This is a genomic window from Caulobacter sp. GW821-FHT09B08 (assembly GCF_059418225.1).
This window is the reverse complement of sequence record NZ_JBWKPL010000002.1, coordinates 679,711-704,804: the sequence shown is the minus strand read 5'-3', so window position 1 is coordinate 704,804 and position 25,094 is coordinate 679,711. Positions and strand designations below refer to the sequence as shown.

The following is a 25,094-nucleotide window of genomic DNA, read 5'->3' as shown; positions in this document are numbered from 1 at the left end:
CTGGACGCATGTCCCGCTTGTCGCGCCTTCCCGAAGACCTTCGCCAGATTCTGGAGGCCATCGGCCGGCGCGATCCGGATGAGCCTCTTCCCGCATCTCAGTTGAGCGCGGCCATTGCCGGATTGCATGGCCTGCCGCCGGAGGCGGTCGCGGCCATCGGTCGAGAGGTCTGGTCGGCGATGGGGTGGCGCTGGCAGTACTATGACCCGCGAAGCTTGCTGGACCGCCTGTTCGGGTTGAGGCCTTCCCGCGAGCTCGATTGGCTGAAGCGTGATCCCCGCTACGCCTGGCTGCTGCTCTTTCATCCCAACGGTCGGCTGCGCGAGGCCGCGTTGAACAGCATTGTCACTCCACCGAGCTCCGCCTTTCAGTTCGCCGCCATCGCGCTGCGCCTCAATGACTGGGTCGATGAAGTCCGCGCGGCGGCCGTGCGCTGCGCCGAACGCGTCTTCGTGCTTACCGAGCCGGACGCGGCCGCGCGAGCGACCCTGGCGCTCCTCGACCGCCCCCTCGCCTGGGGGCGCTGGACGGACGAAGAGCGTGGGGTCCTGGATCTGGTGTTCGCCAATCCCGCGACGCGGGACCGTTTCGTGCCGCTGATCATGGACGGCGCGACAGGCCCGATGGCTCGACGCCTGACCTTGCTGCTGCGTCGTCCAGAGTTCGATCACGCTCTGCCCACGCTGGCGCGGTCCGCTATCCAACCGTCGGTACGCGCCACGGCGTTGAAGGTTCTGATCGCCGGCGACGCAGCCTGGACGGTCGGCTACGAGTGGCGATGGATCGACAAGGTCTATGGTGTGCGCCGCCTAGTCCCGATCACCCACAGCCGCCGCCTGACCGACAGGCCTCCCATCGACAGGTTGATCCGCCAAGGGCTGGATGATCGTTCCGCCTTCGTGCGGCTAGTGGCGGCCGACGCCCTGATCGAACATCGCGCCACCCTGCCCGACCGTGAGGCGCTGGCCGCGCGTCTGGCCCAGGACTCATCCCCGACGTTGCGGGCGCGCGCCGACTACATGGCCCGCCACCCAGCAGAAAGCTGACGCCAGTTCCTCGAAAACACCTTCACGTCACCGTGTCGATCGTCTTCCTGGCAGGCGTGCCGCCTCGCCCGTGCGAGGGCTCTAGCCGCCGGGTTCCCGCAATCCATCGAAGTGCCCGACCTCGGTGTCGAACGACGGCCACGCGTCGCTGCGCCAGGACAACTCCCGCAGCTCGGCGCAGGCATAGGGCCGCCCAGGCCGATTGTCCGCGTCAAAGGCGGCGATCGGCCAACGTCCCTTGCAATCCTTGGTCAGGCAGAAGCAGACCGTCGATCTGTAGCCGTCTTCCGGGTCGTATTCTCGGTCGAGCAGGATCGCGATGTCCGGCATTCCCCTGGACGCGCGGAGGTCGGCGAAGGCCGAATGGCGAGCGTCGAACACCTGGGCCTTGAGGTCCGTCGGGTCATTCGGCGCTTTCGCGGCGAAGTCTTCGGCGTGCAGACGGGCGAACGTTTCCCAGTCACGGTCCCGAAGCGCCGTCAGATATTGCTGGGCCAAGCTGGTGACCTTGTCTCGCCAAGGCCAGTCCGTCGGCGCCGGTACGAGGTCTCCCACCTGCGGACCTCCGACCAGCCGGCGCGGCTGGGTCACCGCGCCCTGATCAAGAACCGCCGTGACCCAGAGATAGGCGCCGTTGTGATAGTGACAGTAGCCCGAGACCATCACGATCTCGTCGGGACCGGCCGAGGCATGGACCTCGTCGCGGATCGTCTCGCAGTCCTGCACCCGCCCGGTGACCGTCGCCCGACGAAATCCCGGACGAACCTTCTTGAGCAGGCGATTGTTGTCCAATCCCAAGGCAAAGCCGGCTTCCGATGGGTCCAAATGTTCGTTGGGACGATAGACCGCGTCCAGATCGTCTTGGATCAGCCGCCCTGTACTGATGCCCTCGATCGTCACGCAGCGGCCGTTCCACTGCTTCTGGTCGCCGGCGATCTGGCCGGCGGTGGCGCGGATGGCGATGGCGGGGGTGCAGTCGGGCGGGCAGTCAGGCGTCTTGTCGGCGGCCCGTGCGGGACCCGTTCCGCCGACCAGGAAGACGACCAGGGCGATGAAGATTGCGAAGCGTGGCGGCATTCATCGACGCTAGGTTGCGGCCAAGCTTGATGCAAGAGGCGCCGAACGCCGTTCCGCGAGCGCTCGCTACTTCCCCGGGAACACCTCCACCGTCACCTTCTCGACCTTGCCGGTGAACTTGAACGGCAGCGCGTAGGTCCAGTCGACGGGCGAGCCGCTGTCCAGGCCGATGTCCAGGCCCTCGAAGATGGCGAACTGGATCGGGACCGTATGTTCGATCCGTCCGCCGGCCACTTTCTTGCCGCCGGCTTTCAGCGTGACCTCGCCGCCCTTGCCCATGCCGCCGCCGTCGTACTTGAAGTCGACCTCGATGGTCGTCTTGCCGGCCGGCAAGGCCGCGTCGCCCGTGAAGGTGGGGCGCGCGAAGCTGAGGAAGTTGTAGACGAACACCGGCTTGCCCTCGCGCAGATAGAGGCCGTAGCCGCCCTCCGATCCGCCCTGGGTGATGATCATGCCGCTGGCCTGGTCGTCCGGCAGGTCGACCTCGGCGGTGATCTTGAACGACTTGTTGAGCATCGGCAGGCAGGCCGCGCCCGGCAGGGCCACCATGCCTTCGTAGTAGACGGCCTTGGTCCGCTTGCCGACGGGGTTTGGACGGCCCATGGCCTCGGCGTTCATCCGGACCGTGCCCCGCCAGTCGATCGGCAGGACGCTATACTTCGAGGCTTCCGCCCACCACAGATCCTGCAGTTCCCGCAGCTTGTCGGGGTGGTCCTTGGCGATGTCCTTGGCCTGGGAGAAGTCCTGGTCGACCTTGTAGAGCTCCCAGACCGCCTTGTCGGGATCCCAGTTCTCGTCGCGATTGGGGTCCCAGGGGATGAAGGACGGCGACGAGGCCATCCAGCCGTCGTGATAGAGGCCGCGATTGACGGCCATCTCGAAGTACTGGGTGCGGCGCTTGCTGGGCGCCTTGGCGTCGTCGATGGTGAAGGCGAAGCTGATGCCCTCGACCGGCTTCTGCGGCACGCCGTTCAGCTCGCGCGGCTCGGTGACGCCGGCCCATTCGTAGAGCGTCGGCACGATGTCGATCACGTGCAGGAACTGGTCGCGAAGCCCGCCCTTGTCCTTGATGCCCTTGGGCCAACTGATGATCAGCGGGTTGCGGGTGCCGCCGAAGTGGCTGGCCACCTGCTTGGTCCACTGGAACGGCGTGTTCATCGCGTGGGCCCAGGACGACGGGAAGTGGTTGAAGTGCTTGGGTCCGCCCAGCTCGTCGATGGCCTTCAGGTTCTCCTGCCACTTCTCGGGGAAGCCGTTGAAGAACAGGTTCTCGTTCAGCGAGCCCTCCAGCCCGCCCTCGGCGCTCGAGCCGTTGTCGCCGGCGATGTAGAGGATAATGGTGTTGTCGGCGTCGGGCAGCTCCTTCACCGCGTCGATCACCCGACCCATGGCCTCGTCGACCTGGGCGCCGTAGCCGGCGAAGCATTCCATCATCCGGGCGTAGAGCCGCTTCTGGTCGGGCTCCAGGCCCTCCCAGGCCGGCAGGCCCTTGGAGCGTTCGGTCAACTGGGTGTCGGGCGGCACGACGCCCAGCTTCTTCTGCCGTTCGAGAGTCTGCTCGCGATAGACGTCCCAGCCGTCGTCGAACTGGCCTTTGAACTTGTCGATCCAGGCCTTCGGAGCCTGGTGCGGCGCGTGGGTGGCGCCGGGGGCGACATAGAGAAAGAACGGCTTGTCCGGCGCGATGCTCTTGGCCCGGCGCACCCATTCGACCGCCTTGTCGGCCAGGTCCTCGGTCAGGTGGTAGTCGGGATCTTCGGAGGCCGGCACGAGGTTGTGGTTCTCGTACAGCACCGGGTGCCAGTGGCTCATGTCGCCGGCGTTGAAGCCGTAGAAGTAGTCGAAGCCCAGGCCGTTGGCCCAGCGGTCGAAGGGGCCGATCGGGCTGGTCTCCCAGGTGGGGGTGTTGTGGTTCTTGCCGATCCAGGCGGTCATGTAGCCGTTCTGGCGCAGCACCTCGGCCACTGTGCCGCAGTTCTTGGGCAGGATGCAGCAATAGCCGTCATAGCCCGTGGCCAACTCGGTGATGCCGGCGAACGAGGTCGAGTGGTGATTTCGGCCGGTGATCAGGGCCGCCCGCGTCGGGCTGCACAGGGCCGTGGTGTGGAAATGGTTGTAGCGGATTCCTTCCTTCGCCAACCGGTCCATGGTGGGCGACGGCACCCCGCCGCCGAAGGTCGAGAACTGGCCGAAGCCCACGTCGTCCAGCAGGATCAGCACGATGTTGGGCGCGCCCTCGGGCGCCTCGATCGGCTGGGGGAACTGGGCGGGATCGGAGTCCTTGAAGGTACGTCCCACCTGGCCGGTGAAATGGAAATCGGGGCGCGGCAGATGGTCGGGCGTGACGGGGGCTTCCGTGGGCATGGTGGGCGTCCTCGACTGCGAGAGCGCGCCCGCGGTCGCCGGGCGCAGGCCCGCACGTTAGGCGGCGCCCCATGCCCCCGACATCGGTCGAAACCCGCTCTTCCCCGTCGTGGGATTCCCTGCCTCCCTATGGAATGCGCACGAAAAAGGCCGGCGGATCGCTCCGCCGGCCTTCTGGTATCGGAAAGGCGGAAGCCTTAGCCGACGATGTCTTCGTCCTTGAAGAACTGGGCGATTTCGATGCCCGCGTTTTCCAGGCTGTCCGAACCGTGGACCGAGTTCTCGCCGATCGACAGGGCGAACAGCTTGCGGATGGTGCCTGCGTCGGCGTTTTCCGGGTTCGTGGCGCCCATCACTTCGCGGTACTTCAGGACGGCGTTTTCGCCTTCCAGCACCTGGACGACGACCGGCTCGGCGGTCATCTGGGCGACGAGTTCGCCGTAGAACGGGCGCTCGGCGTGGACTTCGTAGAACTTCTTGGCTTGAGCTTCGGTCAGCTTCACGCGGCGTTGGGCCACGATGCGCAGACCGGCTTCTTCGATGACGGCGTTGATCTTGCCGGTCAGGTTGCGACGCGTGGCGTCAGGCTTGATGATCGAGAAGGTGCGTTCGGTCATGATCCGAAAATCTCACAGAGAAAGTTTGTAGATTGGGAGGTCGCGGGCTTATAGCCGGGCGCCTCCTCCCCGCCAACCCCGCCGCGTAACCTTAAATCAAATGCTCCAGATCAAAGACCTGACGTTCAGCGCCTGGGGCCGCAAGTTCTTCGACCACGCCAGCGTGAGTCTGCCGCCGGGATCGAAGGTGGGATTGATCGGTCGCAACGGCGTGGGCAAGTCCACCCTGTTCAAGCTGATCCTGGGCCAGCTGGCCGCCGGCGACGACGAGATCAGCCTGCCCAAGAGCGCGCGGATCGGTTCGGTGGACCAGGAGCACCCGGCCACGCCCTTCACCCTGCTGGAGACGGTGCTGGAGGCCGACGAGGAGCGTCACAGCCTGCTGACCCGGCTGGAGACGGCCGAGCCGGAAGAGATGGGCGAGATCTGGGCTCGGCTGATCGAGATCGATTCCGACGCCGCCCCCGCCAAGGCCTCGGAAATCCTGGTGGGCCTGGGCTTCAGCCAAGACGACCTGGCCCGGCCGATGAGCGAGTTCTCCGGCGGCTGGCGCATGCGCGTGGCCCTGGCCGCGGCGCTGTTCGCCGAGCCGGACATGCTGCTGCTGGACGAACCGACCAACTATCTGGACCTGGAAGGCGCGCTCTGGCTGGAGGCCCGCCTCCAGAAGTACCCCCACACCGCCCTGATCGTCAGCCACGACCGCGAACTGCTCAACAACAGCTGCACCCACATGCTGCACCTGGCCGGCGGCAAGCTGGAGCTCTATGTCGGCGGCTACGACGACTTCGAGAAGCGCCGCGCCGAGAAGGCTCGCCTGCAGCTGTCGGCCAAGGCCAAGCAGGACGCCGAGCGCGCCCACCTGCAGGCCTTCGTCGACCGCTTCAAGGCGAAAGCCTCCAAGGCCGCCCAGGCCCAGTCGCGCATGAAGCGCCTGGCCAAGATGGAGCCGGTGGCCACCACCATCGAGGAGCGCGTCGCGCCCTTCACCCTGCCCTCGCCGCCCAAGCCCCTGCCCCCACCGCTGATCCGACTGGAGAAGGCCAATGTGGGCTACGAGGCCGGTCGCTCGATCCTGAAGAACCTCAACCTGCGCATGGACCTGGACGACCGCATCGGTCTGCTGGGCGTCAACGGCGCGGGCAAGTCGACCTTCGCCAAGATGATCGCCGGGGCCCTGGGCGTGCAGTCGGGCGAGTTCCACCGCGACAAGAAGATGAAGGTCGGCTGGTTCCACCAGCACCAGATCGAGGCGATGGACCCGGAGGACACTCCGCTGGAGATCATCCGCCGGGCGATGCCGGAAGCGTCGGAAAGCTCGCGCCGCTCGAAACTGGCCCAGTTCGGCCTGGGCTTCGAGAAGCAGGAGACCAAGGTCGAAAGCCTGTCGGGCGGCGAGCGCGCCCGCCTGCTGCTGAACCTGGTGGCGATGGACGCCCCACACATGCTGATCCTCGACGAGCCGACCAACCACCTGGACATCGACTCGCGCCGGGCCCTGCTGGACGCTTTGAACGACTACATGGGGGCGGTGATCCTGATCACCCACGACCGCTCGCTGATGGAGCTGGTCGCCGACCGCCTGTGGCTGGCCGCCGACGGCACGGTGAAGCCCTTCGACGGCGACATGGACGACTACGCCAAGTTCGTGCTGGACCGCGCCAAGCAGGCGGTGAAGCCCACCCAGGTGGCCCGCGAGCCGGCCAAGGCCGAACCGGCGGCCGCGCCGAAGAAGTCCGTCGCCGTCGAGCCCCTGAAGCGCAAGATCGAAGCCGCCGAGCAGGTCGTCACCCGCACCACCCGCCAGGTGGCCGAGTTCGACGCCCAGCTGGCCGACCCGGCGCTCTACAAGAACCCGACCAAGGTCGCCGAACTGACCAAGCGCCGCGACAGCGCCAAGGCCAAGCTCGATGAGGCCGAGGCGACCTGGATGGACCTGGCCGAACAGCTGGCGGCGGCCGAGGGTTGACGCCCCAAGCTGCACCCTAGGGTAAACATCCCTAAACCACGTCTCTTAGGTGTTGTGTGACAGGATGCCGCTATCGTCTGCGGCATGAGTTCTGGAAACACGTCCCGAAACCATATCGTCGCCAACCCCGAAGGCCTGTCGGCCACCTCGGTGCTGCTGGCGTTCGGCGAGTGGCTGGACCAGCGGCTGGCCGAGGCCATGCGGCTGGACATGGACCTGGCGTTCCGCGACCGCCCCTTCGACGTCGAGATCGGCCGCACCCCGGCCCTGGTCGGCTGGGAGCACCGCTACCTGGCTCCCGGCGCGCCCGCGCCGCGCGGCAAGATGTGGACGGTCTATCGCCTCCAGGACCAGACGGGCCGCCCCGCGCTCCTGCCCAAGCACGCCGAAGACTATGCCGACACGGTGACCCCGCTGCTGGGCGAACTGGGCTACCTCGGTGTGTTCGACGGCGAGCCGGCCCTGTTCCCGGGCGTCGGCGGCCGCTAGGCCTGGCGCAGGATCTTGGCCATGGCCTTGCCCTTGGCCAATTCGTCGATCAGCTTGTCCAGATAGCGGATCTCGCGCATCAGCGGATCGGCAACCTCCTCCACGCGCACGCCGCAGATCAGGCCCTTGATCTCGGCCCGCGCCGGATTGAGCTTCGGGGCCTGGGCGAAGAAGGTCTGGAAGTCGGTCTTGTCGGCCAGCCGCGCCTCGAACGCCTTCTGGTCGTAGCCGGTCAGCCAAAGCACGATCTCGTCGACCTCGGCCTGGGTGCGCCCCTTCTTTTCGGCCTTCGCCACATAGTGCGGATACACGCTGGCGAAGCTGGTCGTGTAGATGCGGTGGGTCATGGCCGGATTAGCGCCTAACGCGCCGAGATCGACAAGGCCTTCACCTGAGCCGCCGCGCCCGTCGAACGCAACACCAGGACGTTGCGGCCGGGCTGCAGGGCCACCGGCGCCAGGCGAACCGTCGCCCAGCCCGGCCCGGCCGTCGTCGCCACGCTCGTCCCGGGCGCGCCGCCGTTGACCGTCGCGGACAGTCCGCCGCCCGCGCCGCGCGCCGAGGCCGTCAGGTCGTAGGTCCCGGCCTTGTCGACCAGCACCGTGTATTTCAGCCATTCGCCGTCGGTGAAATCGTCGACGAAAGCGCCGCCGTCCGCCTCGCGGGCGATGTCGACGCCGTCGTTGCGCCCGGTGCGGCCGTTGTTCCACAGCGTGCGCTGGCCGCCGGTCGAGACGTGGTAGTTGGCGGTGTCCTTGTCGGCATAGGCTAGGCCCAGGGCGCCCAGGTCGTAGTCGACGGCGGCGATGGCCCTGCCCTTCACGTCGATCCGGTGGTCCTTGAACGGGCGGACGGTGTCGTCATGAGGCTGGTGGATCATGGCGTCGACCACGTCCGGATGGGCGATGTTGTTCTCGAAGCGCACGTCCTTGGACGCCAGGGTCATCAGGGCCGCATAGGCCTCGTCGGCGGTCGGCTTGGGGCCTTTGCCGGTCCAGTAGTCGACCAGCTTCTGGTAGCTGGGATTGGGCGCGATCTCGAGCGGCTGGTTGAAGCCGATCTTCTTCAGCGGCCAGAAGGCCCAGCCCACCTCGTGGCCCTCGACCAGGGCGATGGCGTCGCGGAACCAGACGTTGGAGTTCTCGCCGCTCTCGCCCAGCCACACCGGCAGGCCCGTCTCCTCGCGCAGCTTCAGGATCGGCGCGACCGAGGCCTCGTCGTTGGTGTTCCAGTATTTGTGGAACGACAGGGCCATGTTGCGGTCCCAGACGGCGGGCAGGCCCTTGTAGTTGTTGCCCCAGCAGTTGCCCTCGATGATCACCATGTGGCGCGGGTCGATCTCGCGGACGGCGGCGGTCAGTTCCTTGTAGAAGTCCCACAGGGCCGCCTGCTTCTCGTCCTTGCAGCCGTGGTCGCCGCCGGCGCCGTCGAAGTCCCAGTTGGGCTCGTTCAGCAGGTCGTAGGCCCCGATGGCCGGCTCGTCCTTGTAGCGGGCGGCCAGCTTGCGCCACAGGGCCACGGTCTTGCGGCGGTTCTCGGGGCTCTGCCAGAGGGAGGGCTTGGAAGGATCGCGGTCGGCGATGGGCAGGTCGTTCCCCTGCCCGCCCGGCGCGGCGTGCAGGTCCAGGATCAGGTACATGCCGTTGGCCTTGGTCCAGGCCAGCAGGTCGTCGATGCGCTTGAAGCCGTCTTCCTTCCAGGTGTCCTGGCCGGGAACCGGCTCCTGGTCGGCGGCCAGGGTCAGCAGGCCGTAGTGCATGGGCAGGCGCACGGAGTTGAAGCCCATGGCCGCCATGGCGTCGATGTCGGCCTTGGTGGTGTGGTTGTCGAGCCAAGCCTGATGGATCCTGGCCTCGCGCTCGGCGCCGACCAGCTTGGCGGTCTCGGCGCGGATCACGTGCTCCTGGCCTTTGCCCAGGTCGCCGAGCTTGAGCATGTAGCCTTCCTGCAGCATCCAGCCGCCCAGGCCCATGCCGCGCAGGATCACCGAGCGACCGGTTTCGTCGACGATGCGCTTGTCCTTGGCCTGGAGATAGCCGTCGGCGAAGGCCGGCGTGGCGGCGAGCAGGGCCAGGCTGACCCCGGCGGCGAACAAACGCTTCATCTGAACCTCCCCGAGTCGCCTCTGCGGGCGAACTGGTCAGGCCACTTTAGGTCGTGAATGACAACGTTGTCTAGAAGGTGACCGTCGTGCGGGCGCCGGACCGGCGATCCACCGCCACGGGGCGGATCGGCAGCGCCCCTTCGCAGGCCGCGCCTTCGGCCGAGACCGCGCAACGGTCGACCACCACCACCCGCACCGCCATCTCCGCGCGGTTGACGAGGCCGCCGGACGGCTTGACCGCCTCGGTCGAGGCGGCTTGCGAAGACAGGACGAGCGCGAGAGCGAGCATGGCGGACATGGCCCCATCCAAACCTCAGAAGATTATCGTCACGTATATCGTGTCGAAGTACTCGCCCGGCGGCGCGAGCTGATGCGGCGGGATCGCGCCGTAGATGTCGACCTTCTGGGTTCCAGTCATTTCGTCGTCGTCGAGGAACAGGGCCGTGCTGCCGCCCGTGCCGTCGCCGGCCACCTGGGTCAGGCCGGGATCGACATAGAGATTGTAGACCAGGGTGTTGGACCCCGAGAGCTGGGTGCGCGCCGAATAGGTTTGCGACGCGCCCGCGCTCAGTTCGATCCGGGGGCGGAGGCGGCTGAGGCGACCGTCGCAATCGACGCTCACCCGAGCGGCGGCCCGCGTCGGCGCCCCGTCGAAGGCGTCGTAGTCGCCGAAGCTCAGCTCGGCCGCGCGCAGCGTGCAGCCGCCGAAGGTCTGGGCCGCCGCGGGCGTGGCCAGCAGGCTCGCGATCAGGGCGATCAGGGCGCGCACAGGTAAGGTCCCAGCTTGGCGATGTCGCCCATCTGGACGGGCGCCTCGATGGTCGCGGCGCAGGTATGGCCGCGCCAGGCCACCCGCAGCACGCTGCGCCCCGGAGGCAGGCCGCGCAGATAGACCTCGCCGCCATAGCCCATCGGGAACGTCCGGTCGCCCAGCCGGACCTCGGCGCCGGCCGGCGGCGCGGCCCCGTCGGGGGTTTTCAGGGTGACCAGGGCCGAGCGCTCCTGCTCCACCTCGAACACCGCCTTCACGCCGCCGCCCCGGCGCGGCGAGACGGTCTGGGCCGTGCTGTCCAGCGCCGCGTCCAGGGGCAAGGCCTTCGGGTCGATCGACAGGCCGTTGATCTCGTAGGCCCTCAGGTGATTGACGAACAGCCGCCCCTCGGCGTCGGTGCGGCCCACCGACTGGTTCTCGCGAAACACCTCCACCCCCGCGTGGTCGCCCACGCGGACGACCGCGAAGGCCTCGTCGACCCGGTCGGCCAGGAACAGGCGGCCGTCGAACAGCACCAGCGACTGGGCGGCTTCCACCTGGAAGGCCGTGGTGGCGTCGTCGTTCAGCACCCGGGCACGGGCGTCGATCCGCGCGTCGTCGAGGCGCAGCTCCGCCAGGCGGGAGGGCGTGTCGCCCTCGACGTCACGGGCCTGCCAGGTCAGCCTGCCGTCCGGCGTGCCGCCGCGCATGACCAGTTCGTAGCTGTCGGCGCCGCTGCGCCGGCTGGCGGCGGCGGAGGCATAGCCCCGGCCGCCCAACGGAACGACCACCCGGACCGTGGCCCCCCATTGCTCGTCCTGATTCAGCAGGGCGTAGCCCGAGGTCGCCAGGCGCGCGCGGCCGCCAAGAACGTCCAGCCCGTAGCTGACGGTGGCGACGGGCGTGCGGCCGCCGTTCGCGGCGGTTTCGGAGACATAGGTCAGGTTGAGCGCGCCGCCGCGTCCCATGTTGAGGCCGACCGAGGCGATGTCGCGGGCGCGTGTGTGGCGTTGGTCGGCCAGGTCCGCCACGTCCTGGAAACCGGCGTCGGCCTTCTCGCGCCGCGCCGCCAGGCTGAGCCTGCGCGTGACACGCTCGAACCCCACGGCCCACAAGACCCCCTCGCCTCTCGGCCCGTGGCTGACCGCCAGCGAGGCCGAGACCGAGGCCAGCGCTCGGATCGCCATCGCTCCAGACAGGCCCGCCAGCCACAGTCCGTTCGCGCCTTCGCCGTGGGCCTCCAGCGTCAGGGTGTCGTTCATGCCGCGTCGCCAGGTGGCCGAGGCGAAGTTCAGCCCGTAGTCGTTGCTCAGTGTGCCGAAGTTCTCGCGCAGCGCCCCGGCCTCGAGGCTGAAGTCGCTGACCCCGCGCCGCAGCAGGCGACTGGTGACATAGAACGGCACGGTGACGGTGCGCGCCCGGCCGTTCAGGTCGGTCAGCACCACGGTGATCTGGTTCGTCCCGGTCAGCACGGGCAACTGGTCCAGTTCGAACGCTCCCGGCTTCACCCCGCTGGAGTAGCGTTTGACCCCGTCGACATAGAGGTCCAGCACCGAGGGCGTGGTCACGCCGTCCTTGTAGTCGGGCAACGGGGTGGTGACGATGTCGGGGCGCAGGGCGTAGTTGCTCTGGTATTGGACGCCGCCGAAACGCAGGTTGCGGCTCCAGACCAGGCCGCGCGTCACCCCGTCGCCCAGGCGCAGGCTGCGGGCCTTGTCGGGATCGTCGAAGGCCAGGTAGCTCTCGTAACGGATCGCGCGGCGGACCCCGCTGGAAAGGCCCAGCCCGCTGGTCGAGGACAGGGTGAAGCGCGAGGTGAAGGCCCGGGCCTCCACCAAGGTGCTGAGGCTGCGGCCATAGCTTCCGGCGCCCGGATCGACCGCCCATTCGCCGAACAGGTCATAGCTCAGCAGCGCGCCGCGCCCGGAGCGGGCGTCGACGCGGATCGGGGTCGGATTGACCGACAGCCGCTCGGGTTTCAGCCGGTCGTACGGCGCGACCAGATCGATGGTCTGGGCCCGGATATCGACCTCCCAGGTCAGGCCCGGAACCTGGTCGAGGAAGACGCGCCGCTCGCCGCCGTCCCGCGTCACCCAGCCCTGATCCAGGACGAAGCCGAGGCCCTCGAATTGATCGGCGGGCAAGGACAGTCGCCCGGCGTCGTCGCGGAACCGGGCCACCAGGCGCGTCTGCCAGCCGTTCACCGAGACGTCGAGATACTGGGTCGTGGCCGCCACGGGATCGATCGCCGCGTCCGGGATGGCGGGACCTGGCTGCTGACCGGCGGCGGTGATCGGCCAGACGACCGCCAGGAGCCCGGCCGCCATCCAGGACCGCCGCACAACGCGGCCTATCGGGCGACGTCGGCCTTGACGGGCGCGAAGATGCCCTCGCCGCTGACCGACACCTTGGCCACGCCGGCCGCGCTGGACGCCAGGGTCCAGCTGCGGCTCGAACCGGCCAGGACGTAGCCGCTCAGCCCGTCGTCGCCTGCCACCTCGCTGGCGCCGCTGGTCACCTTCAAGCCCACCAGCCGCTCGCGCGCGTCGCCGGTGTTGGTGGCCGTCAGCGCGCCGCCGGTCGGGGTGGCCTGCAGGGTCCAGGACAGCTTGGGGCGCGAGGCCGCCGACGGGGTCAGGAACACCGGCAGCAGCACCCGGATCGGCACCATCACCCCTGTCTGTCCTTTCAGGGCGCTTTCGGGAATCTGGTCCAGGATCACGCGGAAGGCCTTCTCGGTCTTCACCGCGTCCACGCCCTCGACGACGATGCGCACGGTCTGGGTCTCGCCAGGCTTGAGCGCCACGACGGGCGGGCTGACCGCCAGGGTCTTGGAAGGAGCGTAGACGTCCTGGCCGTCCGCTTGGGTCCAGTCGACGGCGCGGATCTGCAGGGTGATGTCGCGGGCCTCGGTGTTGCGGACGCGTAGCGTGGTCGTGCGTTCCTTGCCCACCATCTGAAGGGTGATCGGCGACAGCTCGATCGAGCCGGCCATGGCCGGACCGCCTCCGAAGACGGCGGCGATCAGCGCGACGGCGGCGCGGGCCAGGAAAGATCTCATCGCTCCATCCTCCGTTCAGTAGGTGACGGTGACCGTGACGGTGTCGAGATAGTTGCCGGCGGCCACCGACTGGTTGGCGGCGATCTGGCCGTACAGCTGGTAGGAGATCGCCGTGCCCTGCGGGTCGCTGCGCCCCGAGAAGTCGTCGCCCGAGGTCGCAGTCTGCTGGGTGTAGCCGCCGTCCTTGTAGAGGCCGTAGCGCAGCGTGCCCGGGCCGCTCATCCAGCGGTCGCCGCGATTGCTGGACCCGCCGCCGCCGATCTGGACGGTGAAGGCGGTGTCGGGCGAGCACTGCACCGACAGGTTGGTCGAGGCGCGCGAGGCCTGGGACGAGACGTAGACCCCGAAGTCCAGGTCGTTGGCCACCACGGTGCAGGTCTTCAGCACCTGGGCGCGCACCTGGAAGGTGTCGGTGGCGGTCTGGGCCGCCGCCGCGCCGGCGCCTGTCAGGATCGCCATCGAGAGGCCGGCCGAAATCCAGGGTTTCATGGCGCTGCTCCGTTTCAATAGCTGACGGTCACGACGACGGTGTCGACATAGACGCCGTCGGGCTGGAACTGGCCGGCCGGCGCCTCGCCGTAGACCAGGATCCGCTGAGGCAGGCCGGTGGTGCGCACCACCAGCATCTCGGCGGGCGCGCGGTCGGCGAACACCTGGGTGCGCGCCTCGTCCTTGTAGAGCTGGTAGCGAAGCTGGCCCCTGGCCCGCATGGTCCGGTTCGAAGGATCGCCGGACTGGCCGCCGTTCAGGGCCACGCTGGCCACGACGCCGGGCGTGCATCGCAGCTCGATGGACGAGGTGGCGCGGGCGGGCGCCGAGGGGCTGTAGAGGCCCAGGTCCAGGTCGCCGGACTGCACCCGGCATTGCGGACGAATGGTGGTGTGGACCGTCAGGAGGTCGTCGGCGGACTGCGCCCAGGCGGCGGGCGCAACCGCCAGGCCGGCAAGAGCGGTCCAGAAAAAGCGGCGAAGACCTTTGGCGGCCATGCGATCCATGGCCCAAACGCTGCCACGGCGCCGGCGTGGCGACTATGCGTTGCGTGCCAGGCCTTCAAGACCCCCGGCGGGTCAGCCGCATTTGACTTCCCGGACGATCCCGGTGTCGGGATTGAACAGGATGTTCAGCCGGTCGGGACGGAAGTCCATGGTCACCGGACAGGTGGTGCAGGCCACCCGCCAGCGCGACGGATCGACCGGGGCCGGCAGTTCGGTGCGGTTCTTGCCGACGAAGGCCTGGGCGTCCTTCAGGCCGCACTGGTCCTTTTCCGGCTCGGGCGGCTTGGGCAGGGCGATGGCCGGCGGCGCGGTCGGGGTGGCCGGCGGCGGCATGGGCGCGGGCGCAGGGGCGCCGCTGGAGCAGGACGCCAGGAACAGCACCGCGCCGATCAGACCAAACCGCTTCATGCCTGCTTCTCCCATCCACGTTCCGCGCCCTGGCGCCAGTACGACACCGGGTGCCCCGCGCCCTTGAAGGCCTTCCAGCGGCCCCGCGCCAGACGCAGGGCCTCCTCGTCGCGACCGTCGAACAGCAGGATGCAGCGTTCGAACGCCGAAAGATCCCCCGGCTCGGCCCCGTCGAGCAGAAACAACGCCTGACCGCCGTTGGGGTTGTCCAGTCTGTCGGTCAGCAGCACCGGCTGGCGGTCGGCCATCGGCTCCTCGGCCAGGCCGTGCGGCAGGAAGCTGTCGTCCCGGAAGGTCCAGAGATGGCTGTCCAGCGCCCGCAGGCGGGCCGGATCGCCGCCGCGCACCAGGGCCCGCCAGCCGCGCCCCAGGGTCTTTTCCAGCAGCCCGGGCAGCACCTCCTCCATGGGGGAGCGCTCCAGGTGGTAGAACCAGATGTCGCAGGGCGCGGCGGTCAAGGTCAGCCTTCGTACGCGTCCGCCACCAGGCGGTTGAGCAGGCGCACGCCGTAGCCGACCGCGCCGTCGGGGACGGTGGGGTCGGTCGAGGGCTTGCGCCAGGCCGTCGAGGCGATGTCCAGGTGCGCCCACGGCACGCCGTTGACGAACTTCTGCAGGAACAGGGCCGCGGTGATCGAGCCGGCCGGGCGGCCGCCGATGTTCTTCATGTCGGCGATCGGGCTTTCGATCTGCTTCTCGTAGGCGCCCGGCAGCGGCAGACGCCACAGGTTCTCGCGTTCGGCCTTGCCGGCGGCGAGAAGTTTTTCCGACAAGCCATCGTTATTGCTGAACAAACCGGCGTAGTCATGACCCAGCGAGATGATGATCGCGCCGGTCAGGGTGGCCAGATCGACCATGAACTTGGGCTTGAAGCGGTCCTGGCAGTACCAGAGGGCGTCGGCCAGCACGAGGCGGCCCTCGGCGTCGGTGTTGATGACCTCGATGGTCTGGCCCGACATCGAGGTGACCACGTCGCCGGGGCGCTGGGCGTTGCCGTCCGGCATGTTCTCGACCAGGCCCAGGATCCCGATGGCGTTGACCTTGGCCTTGCGGCCGGCCAGGGCGTGCATGACGCCGGTCACGGCGGCCGCGCCGCCCATGTCCCACTTCATGTCCTCCATGCCGTCGGCCGGCTTGATGCTGATGCCGCCGGTGTCGAAGGTGACGCCCTTGCCGACAAAGGCCACGGGCTGGGCCGACTTGTCGGCGGCGCCCAGCCACTTGATCACCACCAGCTGGCTTTCGCGGCGGCTGCCCTGCCCCACGCCCAGCAGCGAGCCCATGCCCAGCTTCGCCATCTCGGCCTCGCCGAGAATCTCGACCTCCAGGCCCAGGCTCTCCAGCCCCTTCACGCGGGCGGCGAACTCTTCCGGATGCAGGATGTTGGCCGGTTCGGAGACCAGGTCGCGGCTGAACAGGATCGCGTCGGCCAGGGCCTCCAGGGCGGCGAAGGCCTTCTGGGCCTTGGCCGGATCGGCGGCGGCCACCTTGACCAGGCTGACCGACGGCTTCTTCTCGGCCTTCTCGGTGGTGCGGTACTTGTCGAAGCGATAGGCGGCCAGCTTGACCCCGAAGGCCACGCGGGCGGCCGTCTCGGCGTCGCCGCCCAGCTTCAGGACCAGCTCGGTGACGCCCGAGGCCTTCAGGGCCTGGAAGGCGTGGCCGGCGGCCACCTCGACGGTTTCAGGCTCGACCGCGCCCTGGCCGTCGACGCCGACCAGCAGCACGCGGGCGGCTTCCAGGCCGGCCGGGGCGATCAGGTCCAGGGTCTGGCCCTTGGCGCCGGTGAAGCGACCGCCGGCGATGGCGCGGGCCAGGGCCCCGCCCGTCGCCTCGTTGACGGCCTTGGCCTCGGGCGACAGCGCGGCGGCCTCGTAGGCCAGCACAGCCAAGGCGGCGTTGGCGCCCGCCTGGGCGTCGGCGGGGACGAACTCGATACGCATGACGCGCTCCTGAAAACCGGCGGCGCGATATCGGGGACCCCCGAAGCGCCGAAGAGGACCTTTGTCCGCTGGATTGACCCAAACCCGGACCGAAGAAAAGCACCAATCGACGGACCCGTCGCGAGGCCCCGTCGACGGACGGATACGAACGCCACTTTCCCGCCTGACTTGAGCGGTTGTGCCCACGCGAACACGCCGTGTAGAAGGGACCACCCTCGGAGCGCGCCGCGCGACTCCGCTTCTTTTCCTTGCCCCGCCAGCCCCGTCGTCGATGCGCCTGATCGAACGCTATCTTTTCCGCCAGCTCCTGGGCCCGACGCTGCTGGCGACGCTGGCCTTGGTGGCGCTTGCCTTGTTGGCGCGCAGCCTGTCGGAATTCGACGTGCTGATCGAGCAGCGCCAGAGCGCGACGGTGTTCCTGAAGATCATCGCCCTGGCCCTGCCCCAGCTGCTGGGCATGATTCTCCCGATCGCCCTGTTCGTGGCCACGCTGGTGGCCCTGAACCGGCTGCATACCGAGCAGGAGATCGTGGTCTGCTTCGCCGGGGGCATGAGCCGCTGGCGGGTGATCTCGCCGGCCATCCGCCTGGCCGCCTTCGCCACCCTGCTGTCGCTGGCCATGAGCCTGTGGGCCGCCCCGTGGAGCGCGCGGGCGATTCGCGAGACCTTCTTCGACATCAAGTCGGACCTGGCCTCCACCCTGGTGCGCCCGGGCGAGTTCACCGAGCCGGGACCGGGCCTGACGGTCTACGCCCAGGTCATCGACCGCGACCAGATCATCCACAACCTTTTCATCCACCAGGAAAAGCCCAACGGCGGCGCGGTCACCTACACGGCCCGCGAAGGCGTGATCGCCGAGCGCAAGGGCCTGCCCGTGCTGGTGCTGCGCAAGGGTTCGAACCAGGAGTTCTCCAGCTCCGGCGTGCTGCAGTACCTGTCGTGGGACGAGTACACCTTCGATCTCAGCTCGCTGTTCCAGAGCGACGAGCTGTTGCACTACAAGATCGGCGACCGCTATCCGCACGAGCTGTTCTTTCCCGACCTGACCCAGGACTGGGAGCAGCACAACCGCGTCAAGCTGCTGTCCGAGGGGCACTGGCGCATGGCCAGCCCGCTCTACAACATGGCCATGATGGCCATGGCCCTGGCGGCGGTCATCGGCGGCTCGTTCAGCCGCATGGGCTATGGCAAGCGGATCGCCATTGTCGGCGCCGCGGCCGCCATGATCCAGATCCTGGGCTTCGGCGTGAAGGCCGCCTGCGATAACGACGCCTGGCTGAACCCGCTGCAGTACATCGTGCCCCTGGCCGCGTGCTGGTGGGGCCTGAGCCAGATCTTCCGCCAGAAGGTCAGCCGCTACATCGCCATCAGCCACGAGGACGACGTCCTCCAGCCCCTGGGCGCGCCATGATCGGCGTGGGCATGATCGAGCGCTACGTGCTCAAGAAGACCCTGGGCTCGCTGGCCGCGGCCCTGGCCGTGGTCAGCGTGCTGGTCATGCTGATCGCCTTCGTCGACATCTCCAAGAACGTCGGCACCCGCGCCGAGGTCGGTTTCGCCGAGCTCCTGTTCCTGACGGTGCTGCAGGCGCCGGCCACGATCTTGGTGCTGACGCCCTTCATCTTCCTGTTCGGCACCCTCGGCGCCTTCGTGGGCTTGAACCGGCGCAGCGAGCTGATCGCCATGCGGGCCGCGGGCGTCTCGGCCTGGCGGTTCATCATGCCGGCCGCCACCGCCGCCTTCGTGATGGGCCTGCTGACCCTGATCCTGCTGAACCCGCTGACCTCGGCGATGAGCGCCCAGTTCGAAACCTCGCGCAACGCGATGATGGAGAACTACCTGAAGTCCGCGCCCAAGGGGCTGTGGCTGCGCCAGGGCGACGAGAAGACCCAGGTGGTGATCCGGGCCCGAGCCCGCGACCAGGCCGACGGGGCGGTGCGGCTGCGCGGGGTCTCGCTGTTCGTCTACCAGGTCCAGCCCAACGGCTCGCTGCAGTTCGCCCAGCGTATCGAGGCAGAGGAGGCTCGGCTGGAGCCGGGGTTCTGGCGGCTGTCGGGCGTGCGCGTCGCCACGCCCGGCGCCGGGGCCATCCGCTCCGAGACCTACACCATGCCCTCGAACCTGGACGACCGCACGGCGTCCGAGCGGTTCAACAATCCCCAGGCCATCGCCGTCTGGCGGCTGCCCGAAATGATCAAGCGCACCGAGGCGGCGGGTTTTTCGTCGATTCCGTTCCGTCTGCGGTTACAACAGCTTCTGGCCACGCCGCTGCTGTTCGCGGCGATGTCGGTGTTGGCGGCGGCGTTTTCGCTGCGGCTGATGCGGCTGGGCGGCCTGGCGGGTCTCGCCGGCGCCGGGGTGACGTTGGGTTTTGGTTTCTTCTTCTTTAACGAGCTGTGTGGCGCACTGGGCAAGGCCGATGTGTTGTCGCCGGCCATGGCGGCCTGGACCCCACCGATCGTGGCGCTTTTGGCGGGTCTGACGCTGCTTTGCTATACCGAGGATGGTTGAGTCTGTGTCGCCGGGATCGAGGTCGTTGATGATGGAACTTCGCTGGGGGGCGAAAGGCGCGGGGCGCGCGGTCCTGCTGGCCGGAGCCGCGTGGCTGGCGCTCGCCTGCTCGGCGCAGGCGCAGCAGCCGCTCACCACCATTCCCGCCGCTCCGGCGCCGTCCAAGGCGGTCGACGACGGCCTTGGCGACACCGGCTACTACCTTGAATCCGACCTGCTGATCCGCGACGACGCCAATCAGAAGATGATCGCCCGCGGCGACGTCGAGGCCCGCTACCAGGGCCGCACCCTGCGCGCCGACGAGGTGGTCTACGACACCAAGACCGAGGTGGTCACGGCCCACGGCCACGTCACCCTGATCAATCCCGACGGCACCGCCGAGTTCGCCGACGACATGACCATGGACAAGGACATGAAGGCGGGCTTCGCGCGCGGCTTCTCGGCCCGCCTGGACAAGAACATCAAGATCGCCGCCGACACCGCCGTGCGGCGCAACGAGCAGATCACCGAACTGAACCAGGCGATCTACACCCCCTGCGAGGTGTGCGCCGAAAAGCCCAAGCCGACCTGGAGCATCCAGGCCGACAAGGTGGTCCAGGACAAGAACAAGCACCTGGTCTACTACCACGGCGCGACGATCCGCATGTGGGGCGCGCCGCTGCTGTACCTGCCGGTGTTCTGGCACCCCGATCCGCAGACCGAGCGCCAGTCGGGCTTCCTGACGCCCAAGCTGGGCGTCTCCAAGCGACGCGGCGTGTCCTATCAACAGCCCTATCTGTTCGCGCTTTCGCCGTCTCAGGATTTGGTGCTAACCCCTCAAATCAACACGAAAGTTAACCCGTTCCTCAACGGGACTTACCGCAAGCGGTTCTATTCCGGCGCGGTCGAGGTGCGGGCGGGCGCGACCTACGACAAGGACTTCGACAACCACGGCGACCGGTTCGGCGAGGCGACGGCCAAGAGCTACATCCTGGCCAAGGGCCTGTTCGACATCGACGAGAAGTGGAAGTGGGGCTTCACCGCCGAGCGGGCCTCGCAAGCGCTGATCTTCGACGACTACGACATCAACGACGTCTACCAGACCCGGGGCCAGTTCACGGGCGACGACCATCGCCTGATGTCGCAGATCTACGCCACCCGCCAGGACAAGCGGTCCTACTTCTCGGCCTCGATGATCTCGGTCCAGGGCCTGCGGGTCGTGGCCGTGGACCCGCTGACGGGCCTGGGCAGCAAGTTCGAGAACAGCGGCGCCTTCCCGCTGATCGGTCCGCTGGTCGAAGGGCGCTGGGAACCTGAAGCCCACGTTCTGGGCGGCCGGTTGCGCGTCCAGGGTTCGGGCGTGATCCTGACCCGCTCGGAGTCGCAGTTCGGCGAAGCCCCGTACAACTACCTGGCCTACAAGGGCGAGGACGGCGTGGACTCCACGCGTGGCACGATCCAGGGCGACTGGCGCGGCAGCCTGGTGGTCGGTCCGGGCGTGCGCATCGAGCCCTTCGCTCAGGCTCGCGGCGACGCCTATCGCGTTCGCGACGTCTTCCTGCCCGCCTCGGCCCTGGCCGCGGGCGACACGCAGAGCATCAACTATTCGCGCGGCCTGGGCGTGGCCGGTGTCGATCTGAGCATGCCCTTCTTCAAACCCCTGAAGAACGGCGGCAGCATCGTGCTGGAGCCGCTGGTCCAGATCGCGTCCGGTTCCGACAGCTCGCGCGTGCCGATCGTGGTGGCGCGCGACGCCTCCGGCAATCCGATCTACTTCAACGAAGACAGCACCAATTTCGAGCTCGACGAAACCAACCTGTTCGACGTCAACAAGTCGCCGGGCTTCGATCTCTACGAGGGCGGCACGCGGATGAACGTCGGCGGCCGCGCCACGGTGAAGTTCGCCGACGGCCGGGGCGGCAGCGTGCTGGTCGGCCGCAGCCTGCGCACCAAGGTCGATCCCCTGCTGCCCACTCGGGCCGGTCTCGACCAGAAGGCGTCCGACTGGATCGTGGCGGCGCAGGTCACGCCGATCCGGGGCGTCAACGCCTTCACCCGGGCCCGCTTCGACGACGACAACGGCAAGCTGAACCGCATCGAGGCCGGGGTCGACGCCTCGGTGTCGCGCGGCTTCGCCTCGGTCCGCTACCTGCGCGACAACAAGGACACCTCGGGCCTGCGCCAGGAGAACCTGGACTTCGTCGGCGACTTCAAGGTGCACGAGAACTGGGGGATCACCGCCCTGGGCCGCCTGTCCTACCAGGACGCGCGCGCCTTCGGCCTGCCCTCCTCGTCCAGCTCCTGGTCGTGGACCCGCCGCGACCTGGGCGTGTACTACAAGGACGACTGCATCCGTATCGACGTCGTCTACCAGAACGAGGATCGCTACAGCCAGGTGTCCAGCGGTCAGCTGAAGCTGAAGTCCGACGAGTCCGTGGTTCTGCGCCTAACCCTCGCCACATTGGGCGACACACTGTACAGCGATTAGAATATCATCGCGTCGGGGGACGTGCGGCTCTGCACGCGCCTTCCTTTGGACGCGTCTAGAGGAACGACAATACCGATGCGGTCTGCGCGTAGCGTGACAATCCTGACGGCCAGCGCCGCCTCCATCCTCGCCTTGACCGTAGCCGGCCTCGGCCTGCCCGCCGTTGCCCAGGACGCCGCGCCCGCGGTCGCCCCGGCTCCCGCGACGCAGGACGCCGCCCCGGCGGCGCCGGCCGCTCAGCGCGCCAATCCGCTGTCGGAAAGCGTGGCGGCGGTCGTCAACGACGACATCATCTCCAGCTACGACCTGATGCAGCGCATGCGTCTGCTGATGGTGACCTCGGGCCTGCAACCGACCCAGGAGAACCTGCCCCAGCTGGAGCAGGAGGCCCTGCGCTCGCTGATCGACGAACACGTCCAGATGCAGGAGCTGCGTCGGGTCGAGAAGGCCCAGAAGATCACGATCATCTCGACCGATCAGGAAGTCGACGAGCAGATCGAGGACATCGCCAAGGGCAACAACATGTCCGCCGCCCAGCTCAAGCAGCAGCTGGCGGCCCAGGGCGTGGGCATCGACACCTGGAAGGCCCAGATCCGCGCCGACAGCAGCTGGCAGGCCTGGATCAGCGGCCGCTACGGTTCGCGCCTGCGGATCGGCGACGACCAGATCAAGGCCTTCGAGCGCCGCGCCGCCGAAGCGGCCAGCAAGCCGCAGTACCAGGTCAGCGAAGTGTTCATCGACGCCGTGCGCGTCGGCGGCATGGACACGGCCGTGAACGGCGCCAAGCAGCTGGTCACCCAGATGCAGCAGGGCGCGCCCTTCCCCGCCGTCGCCCGCCAGTTCTCGGCCTCGCCGACGGCGGCCAACGGCGGCGACGCCGGCTGGGTCAGCCCCGGCGAGATGCCGCCCGAGGTCGATGCGGCGCTGGAGCAGCTGCGTCCCGGCCAGCTGTCGGCGCCGATCCCGGTGCGTGATGGCGTCTACATCGTCTATCTGCGCGACAAGCGCTCGGGGGCCAAGACCGCCCTGGTCGACCTCAAGCAGGTGGCCCTGGCCCTGTCCAAGGACGCCACCCAGGCCCAGGTCGACGCGGCCAACAAGGTCCTGCTGGACCTGAAGCCGAAGATCACCAGCTGCGAGACCCTGGAAGCGACCGCCGGCAAGGTGGACGGCGTCGTGGCCGGCGATCTGGGCGAGGCCGAGATCACCGACCTGGCCCCGGCCTTCCAGGAAGCCGCCAACACGCTGAAGATCGGCCAGATCTCCGATCCGATCCGCACCGACGCGGGCCTGCACCTGATCGCCGTCTGCGGCAAGCGCCAGTCGGGCGCCCAGGCGCCGACGCACGACCAGATCGAAAATCGTCTGCGCGGCCAACAGCTTGGGCTGATCTCCAAACGTTATCTGCGAGACCTGCGCAACTCGGCGACCATCGAAACCCGGTGAAGACGACGGCTCTCGCCCTCAGCGCAGGCGATCCGGCCGGCATCGGGCCGGAAATCATCGCCAAGGCCTGGTCGGCCCTGCGCGCCGAGGGACCCGCCTTCATGGTGGTGGGCGACGCCCAGCTGCTGGCCTCGGCCGGCGGCGGGGTGAAGGTGCGGGCGGTCACCGGTCCGGTCGAGGCGGTCAAGGTGTTCGGCGAGGCTTTGCCGGTCCTCGACATCCCGCTGCAGGCGCCCGTCGTGGCCGGCCAGCCGTCCAGCGCCCACGCGCCGCAGATTATCCGCTGGATCGAGACCGGGGCCGGCCTGGCCCTGTCGGGCGCCGTGACCGGCCTGGTCACCGCCCCCATCGCCAAGGCGCCGCTCTACGACGCCGGCTTCGCCTTTCCCGGCCATACCGAGTTCCTGGCCGAGCTGACCCATGTTGGCGAGCGCCAGGCGCCGCACGGCCCGATCATGATGCTAGCCGCCCGCGACCTGCGCGCCACCCTGGTGACCATCCACACGCCGCTGGCGGCCGTGCCCGCCGCCCTGTCGATCGAGGCCATCGTCAACGCCGGCCGGGTGACGGTCGAGGCCCTGCGCAAGGACTTCGGCATCGCCGTCCCGCGCCTGGCCGTGGCGGCCCTCAATCCACACGCCGGCGAAGGCGGGGCGCTGGGCGGCGAGGAAGCGGCTATCATCGAGCCGGCGGTGCGCATCCTTCGCGGCCTGGGAATCGCGGCCAAGGGCCCCGCCCCCGCCGACAGCCTGTTCCACGCCGAGGCCCGCGCGACCTACGACGCCGTGCTGTGCATGTACCACGACCAGGCCCTGATCCCGGTCAAGATGCTGGACTTCTGGGCCGGGGTGAACGTCACCCTGGGCCTGCCCATCGTGCGCACCTCGCCCGATCATGGTACGGGTTTCGACATCGCTGGCCGGGGCCTGGCCCGGGCCGACAGCCTGATCGCCGCCATTCGCCTGGCCGCCGAGATCGCCGACCGGCGTTCCATCGCCTGAATTTACCCGAGAGACCATGAGCCTCGCCGACCTGCCGCCGCTTCGCGAGGTTCTCGCCGAGCATGACCTCTTGGCCAACAAGAGCTTCGGCCAGCACTTCCTGCTGGACCTGAACATCACCCGCAAGATCGCCCGCCTCTCGGAGGTCGGCGAAGGCGACGTGGTGATCGAGGTCGGCCCCGGCCCAGGCGGCCTGACCCGCGCCCTTCTGGAGACCGGCGCGCGCGTCGTGGCGGTCGAGATGGACAAACGCTTCATTCCGCTGCTGGAAGAGCTGTCCGCCGCCGCCGACGGCCGGCTGACGATCGTCCAGGGCGACGCCCTGAAGGCCGACATGGCAGCCATCGCCTGCGGCCCGGCCCATATGGTCTCCAACCTCCCCTACAACGTCGGCACGCCGCTGCTGATCAACTGGCTGACCGGTCCCTATCGGCCGCTGTCCATGACCCTGATGTTCCAGAAGGAAGTCGCCGACCGTATCGCCGCCGATACGAACGACGACGCCTATGGGCGCCTCGCCGTGGTGTCCCAGACGGTGTGCTCGGCCAAGGTGGTCATGGATTTGCCGGCCCGCGCCTTTACCCCGCCGCCCAAGGTGGCCTCAGCCGTGGTGCGGCTGGTCCCGCTGGAGCCGGCGCCCGACAAGGCCCTGGTCGCGGCCCTGGAGAAGGTCACCGCCGCCGCCTTCGGCCAGCGCCGCAAGATGCTGCGCTCCAGCCTCAAGGCCCTGGGCGGCGCCCCCCTGTGCGAAAAGGCCGGCATCGATCCCGACGCCCGCGCCGAGACCATCGACGTGGCCGGCTTCCAGGCCCTGGCGCGGGCGCTGCCGGGCTGAGCCGGTCCGGC

General features: G+C 68.5%; 23 protein-coding genes. 9 read left to right on the top strand and 14 right to left on the bottom strand.

What is annotated here, in order from left to right; genetic code table 11:
- Positions 1-8 precede the first annotated feature (8 nt).
- Positions 9-1,046 (top strand): hypothetical protein, encoded by a 1,038-nt coding sequence (locus AC07OA_RS09570; protein ID WP_494663562.1) that lies wholly within the window; start codon positions 9-11, stop codon positions 1,044-1,046.
- Positions 1,047-1,127: 81 nt separating this feature from the next.
- Here the strand turns inward: AC07OA_RS09570 and AC07OA_RS09565 are convergent, their stop codons facing one another.
- The 3 genes from AC07OA_RS09565 to ndk form a co-directional block, all read right to left on the bottom strand.
- Entirely contained in the window at positions 1,128-2,123 is a 996-nt protein-coding gene (locus AC07OA_RS09565) for a nuclear transport factor 2 family protein (protein WP_494663561.1), read from the bottom strand.
- Between the two features lie 66 nt (positions 2,124-2,189).
- A complete protein-coding gene (locus tag AC07OA_RS09560) occupies positions 2,190-4,487 on the bottom strand; it encodes an arylsulfatase (RefSeq protein ID WP_494663560.1) in 2,298 nt (765 codons plus the stop codon).
- A 197-nt stretch (positions 4,488-4,684) separates the two neighbouring features.
- Positions 4,685-5,104: a nucleoside-diphosphate kinase gene (gene ndk / locus AC07OA_RS09555; protein ID WP_494663559.1), complete on the bottom strand. Its 420-nt coding sequence runs from the start codon at positions 5,102-5,104 to the stop codon at positions 4,685-4,687.
- 100 nt (positions 5,105-5,204) lie between these two features.
- Between ndk and AC07OA_RS09550 the strand changes: the two genes are divergently transcribed.
- Together AC07OA_RS09550 and AC07OA_RS09545 are read left to right on the top strand one after the other, a co-directional pair.
- Positions 5,205-7,073 carry an ABC-F family ATP-binding cassette domain-containing protein gene (locus tag AC07OA_RS09550; RefSeq protein ID WP_494663558.1) on the top strand — a complete coding sequence of 623 codons (1,869 nt, stop codon included), beginning with the start codon at positions 5,205-5,207 and terminating at the stop codon, positions 7,071-7,073.
- A gap of 84 nt (positions 7,074-7,157) precedes the next feature.
- Complete coding sequence (locus AC07OA_RS09545) at positions 7,158-7,562, top strand: hypothetical protein (protein ID WP_494663557.1); 405 nt, start codon at positions 7,158-7,160, stop codon at positions 7,560-7,562.
- Here the strand turns inward: AC07OA_RS09545 and AC07OA_RS09540 are convergent.
- From AC07OA_RS09540 to AC07OA_RS09490, 11 genes are all read right to left on the bottom strand, one after another.
- Complete coding sequence (locus AC07OA_RS09540) at positions 7,559-7,909, bottom strand: DUF2200 domain-containing protein (protein ID WP_494663556.1); 351 nt, start codon at positions 7,907-7,909, stop codon at positions 7,559-7,561. The genes AC07OA_RS09545 and AC07OA_RS09540 overlap by 4 nt on opposite strands.
- 14 nt (positions 7,910-7,923) lie before the next feature.
- A complete protein-coding gene (locus tag AC07OA_RS09535; protein ID WP_494663555.1) occupies positions 7,924-9,666 on the bottom strand; it encodes a cellulase family glycosylhydrolase in 1,743 nt (580 codons plus the stop codon).
- A 70-nt stretch (positions 9,667-9,736) separates the two neighbouring features.
- Positions 9,737-9,964: a hypothetical protein gene (locus AC07OA_RS09530; RefSeq protein ID WP_494663554.1), complete on the bottom strand. Its 228-nt coding sequence runs from the start codon at positions 9,962-9,964 to the stop codon at positions 9,737-9,739.
- A gap of 15 nt (positions 9,965-9,979) precedes the next feature.
- Positions 9,980-10,435, bottom strand: coding sequence for a spore coat protein U domain-containing protein (locus AC07OA_RS09525; protein ID WP_494663553.1), 456 nt, complete (start codon positions 10,433-10,435; stop codon positions 9,980-9,982).
- Entirely contained in the window at positions 10,423-12,744 is a 2,322-nt protein-coding gene (locus AC07OA_RS09520) for a fimbria/pilus outer membrane usher protein (RefSeq protein WP_494663552.1), read from the bottom strand. Before AC07OA_RS09520 ends, AC07OA_RS09525 begins: the two co-directional genes overlap by 13 nt.
- Positions 12,745-12,767: 23 nt before the next feature.
- Positions 12,768-13,478, bottom strand: coding sequence for a fimbrial biogenesis chaperone (locus AC07OA_RS09515; protein WP_494663551.1), 711 nt, complete (start codon positions 13,476-13,478; stop codon positions 12,768-12,770).
- A 15-nt stretch (positions 13,479-13,493) separates the two neighbouring features.
- On the bottom strand, positions 13,494-13,967 hold the full coding sequence (locus tag AC07OA_RS09510) for a Csu type fimbrial protein (RefSeq protein ID WP_494663550.1): 474 nt from the start codon (positions 13,965-13,967) through the stop codon (positions 13,494-13,496).
- Between the two features lie 14 nt (positions 13,968-13,981).
- Positions 13,982-14,464 (bottom strand): Csu type fimbrial protein, encoded by a 483-nt coding sequence (locus tag AC07OA_RS09505; protein WP_494663549.1) that lies wholly within the window; start codon positions 14,462-14,464, stop codon positions 13,982-13,984.
- An 81-nt stretch (positions 14,465-14,545) separates the two neighbouring features.
- The gene (locus AC07OA_RS09500) at positions 14,546-14,881 is read right to left on the bottom strand and encodes a peptidase inhibitor I78 (protein WP_494663548.1); all 336 of its coding nucleotides are present in this window, start codon (positions 14,879-14,881) and stop codon (positions 14,546-14,548) included.
- On the bottom strand, positions 14,878-15,339 hold the full coding sequence (locus AC07OA_RS09495) for a DNA polymerase III subunit chi (protein ID WP_494663547.1): 462 nt from the start codon (positions 15,337-15,339) through the stop codon (positions 14,878-14,880). The genes AC07OA_RS09500 and AC07OA_RS09495 overlap by 4 nt, the downstream gene beginning before the upstream one ends.
- Before the next feature lie 2 nt (positions 15,340-15,341).
- Positions 15,342-16,823, bottom strand: a complete 1,482-nt coding sequence (locus AC07OA_RS09490; protein ID WP_494663546.1) for a leucyl aminopeptidase — start codon at positions 16,821-16,823, stop codon at positions 15,342-15,344.
- Positions 16,824-17,094: 271 nt separating this feature from the next.
- On the opposite strand from AC07OA_RS09490, the gene lptF reads away from it, so the two are divergent.
- The 6 genes from lptF to rsmA all read left to right on the top strand — a co-directional run bounded on the left by lptF (position 17,095) and on the right by rsmA (position 25,083).
- The gene (gene lptF / locus AC07OA_RS09485; RefSeq protein ID WP_494663545.1) at positions 17,095-18,234 is read left to right on the top strand and encodes an LPS export ABC transporter permease LptF; all 1,140 of its coding nucleotides are present in this window, start codon (positions 17,095-17,097) and stop codon (positions 18,232-18,234) included.
- Positions 18,231-19,334 carry an LPS export ABC transporter permease LptG gene (lptG, locus tag AC07OA_RS09480; protein WP_494663544.1) on the top strand — a complete coding sequence of 368 codons (1,104 nt, stop codon included), beginning with the start codon at positions 18,231-18,233 and terminating at the stop codon, positions 19,332-19,334. Before lptF ends, lptG begins: the two co-directional genes overlap by 4 nt.
- 28 nt (positions 19,335-19,362) lie before the next feature.
- Positions 19,363-21,801, top strand: a complete 2,439-nt coding sequence (locus AC07OA_RS09475) for an LPS-assembly protein LptD (protein ID WP_494663543.1) — start codon at positions 19,363-19,365, stop codon at positions 21,799-21,801.
- A gap of 75 nt (positions 21,802-21,876) precedes the next feature.
- Positions 21,877-23,247 (top strand): peptidylprolyl isomerase, encoded by a 1,371-nt coding sequence (locus tag AC07OA_RS09470; protein WP_494663542.1) that lies wholly within the window; start codon positions 21,877-21,879, stop codon positions 23,245-23,247.
- On the top strand, positions 23,244-24,248 hold the full coding sequence (gene pdxA, locus AC07OA_RS09465; protein WP_494663541.1) for a 4-hydroxythreonine-4-phosphate dehydrogenase PdxA: 1,005 nt from the start codon (positions 23,244-23,246) through the stop codon (positions 24,246-24,248). Before AC07OA_RS09470 ends, pdxA begins: the two co-directional genes overlap by 4 nt.
- A 16-nt stretch (positions 24,249-24,264) precedes the next feature.
- Positions 24,265-25,083 (top strand): 16S rRNA (adenine(1518)-N(6)/adenine(1519)-N(6))-dimethyltransferase RsmA, encoded by an 819-nt coding sequence (gene rsmA / locus AC07OA_RS09460; RefSeq protein ID WP_494663540.1) that lies wholly within the window; start codon positions 24,265-24,267, stop codon positions 25,081-25,083.
- Positions 25,084-25,094 lie beyond the last annotated feature (11 nt).